Annotated in this window: 1 protein-coding gene; it reads right to left on the bottom strand. The window is 62.9% G+C overall.

Annotated elements, in window-relative coordinates:
- A partial coding sequence (locus HX846_RS30855) for an efflux RND transporter permease subunit (RefSeq protein ID WP_178966844.1) occupies nt 1–2,746 on the bottom strand: 2,746 nt, incomplete at both ends.

Genomic DNA, 2,746 nt, shown 5'->3' with positions numbered 1-2,746 from the left:
AGGTAGATCACCGGGGTGGTGTACAGCGTCAGCACCTGGCTGAACAGCAGGCCACCAATAATCGAAATCCCCAACGGCCGGCGCAACTCAGAGCCATAACCGGTGCCGAGCACCAGCGGCAGCGCGCCAAGGATCGCCGCCAGGGTCGTCATCATGATCGGCCGGAAACGGATCAGGCACGCCCGGCGAATCGCTTCCTTGGCCGTTAGGCCGAACTCCCGCCGCTCGGTGATCGCGAAGTCGATCATCATGATCGCGTTTTTCTTCACGATACCAATCAACAGAATCACCCCCACCAGCGCAATGATCGACAGCTCGGTGCCGGTCAGCAGCAAGGCGATCAACGCACCGACGCCGGCCGAGGGCAAGGTCGAAAGAATGGTCAGCGGGTGCGTCAGGTTTTCGTAGAGGATGCCCAGCACGATATACACGCACAGCAACGCAGCGACGATCAGCAGCGGCTCACTGGCCACCGACGACTGGAACACCTGGGCCGTACCGGCAAACTGGCCGACCACACTGGCGGGCATGCGCAGCTGCTTCACCGCATCGTCCACCATCGCCGTGGCCTGGCCGATGGACGTGCCGGGCGCCAGGTTGAACGAGACTGTCACCGCCGGGAACGTGCCCTGGTGACTGATGGAAATCGCGGTGCGCGCCACCGTGTTATCCGCCAGTGCCGAGAGTGGCACCAGGGTCTGCCCGGTGGTCAGGTTGGGCGCCGCCGTGGTGCCCTTGGTGGTCGTGGCCTGGGTGCCCGTCGGCACATAAATGCCCTTGAGCGCGGAAGGGTCGGTCCAGTATTCCGGAGCGATTTCCATCACCACGTGGTACTGGTTGGCCGCGCGATACAGGGTCGCGACCTGGCGCTGGCCAAAGGCGTCGTACAGCGTCTGGTCGACCGCCGAGACACTCACCCCGAGGCGCGCCGCCGTGTCCCGGTTGATTTGCACATTGGCCAGCAAGCTGTTGTCTTGCTGGTCGGTATTGAGGTCGGTGAGTTGCGGCAATTTGCGCAGCACCGCCACCACCTTGGGCACCCATTCGTCCAGCGACTCCTGGTCATCGGCGGTCAGGGTGTATTGGTATTGCGCGCCACTTTGCCGGCCACCCACGGTGATGTCCTGGGCCGACTGCAAATACAGCTTGGTGCCCGGCAAGTCGCCGAGGCTGCGGCGGATCTGGCCGATGATTTCGGTGGCGTTGTCCTTGCGCTCGCCCAGGGGCTTGAGCAATACAAACATCTGCGCGCTGTTGACCGCCCCGCCGCCCCCTCCGCCACCGCCGACAAACCCGGCGACGGTTTCGATGTTCGGGTTTTTCATCACCTTGCGGTTGATCTCGGTGAAGTCCTTCTGCATCGCCCCATAGGAAATGCTCTGGTTCGCCAGGATGCTGCCCTGCAAGCGCCCGGTGTCTTCCTGGGGGAAAAAACCCTTGGGCACCAGCACGTACAACACGCCGGCGAGCACGATCACCAACACCGTCACAAAACCCATCAGCACCGTATGGTCGATCACCCAACCGAGGGTGCGATCGTAGACGCGGTGAAAGCGCGAATCCGGGTGTTCATTGCCTTCATGAATCTCTTTCGGCGCGCGCAGCAGCACGCTGGCGAGCATCGGTGTAACCGTCAGCGAGATCAGCATCGAGATCACAATGGCCACCGACAACGACACCGAAAACTCGCGGAACAGCCGCCCGACAATCCCGCCCATCAGCAGCAGCGGAATAAACACCGCCACCAGCGACACGCTGATGGTCAGTACCGTGAAGCCGACTTCCTGGGCACCGGCCAGCGCCGCTTCCACCCGGGTCTTGCCGCGCTCCAGGTGGCGCATGATGTTTTCCACCACCACAATCGCATCGTCCACCACAAAGCCGGTGGAAATCGTCAGCGCCATGAGTGACAGGTTGTTCAGGCTGTAGCCGAGGAAGTACATCGCGCCGAAGGTGCCGAGCAGCGACAGCGGCACCACAATCGCCGGCACCAGGGTGCTGCGCCAGTCGCGGAAGAAGCCGAAGGTCACCAGGGTCACCAGCAGGATCGACACCAGCAACGTGATCTCGACGTCATGCAACGAGGCGCGAATGGTGGTGGTGCGGTCCATCAGCAGGTTGAGCTTGATCGTCGCCGGAATCGAGCTTTGCAGGAACGGCAGCGAGGCTTTCACCGCGTCCACCGTTTCGATCACGTTGGCGCCCGGCTGCTTGAACACCACCAGCAATACTGCCGGCTTACCGTTGGACAGGCCGAAGTTGCGCAGGTCCTGCACGTCTTCGCGCACGTAGCCCAGGTCGGCGATATGGATCAGGTCGCCGTTGTGGGCCTTGACCACCAGCGGCCCGTAGTCCTTTTCATCGAGCAACTGGTCGTTCGCCGCAATGCCGTAGTTGCGATCACCGATGGCCACGTTGCCCTTGGGCAAGTTGACGTTGGAGGCGTTGATCACCTGGCGCACCTGCTCCAGGCTCACGCCGTACTGGTTGAGCCGGTCGGGGTTCAATTCCACCCGCACCGCCGGCAGCGCGCCGCCGCCCACCGTCACGTCACCGACCCCGGTAGTCTGCAACAACTTCTGCTCCAGCAGGGTCGAGGCCACGTCATACATCTGCCCCGGCGTGGCGCTGTCGGAGGTCAGGCTGATGATCAGAATCGGCGAATCCGCCGGGTTGACCTTGCGGTACGTCGGGTTGCCGGACAGGTCGCTGGGCAGGTTGCTGCGGGCGGCATTGATCGCCGCCT

The organism is Pseudomonas sp. K5002 (genome assembly GCF_013386655.1).
GTDB lineage: Bacteria > Pseudomonadota > Gammaproteobacteria > Pseudomonadales > Pseudomonadaceae > Aquipseudomonas.
Note: the sequence above shows the minus strand (reverse complement) of the source record. Positions and strands in the feature narration are given on the sequence as shown.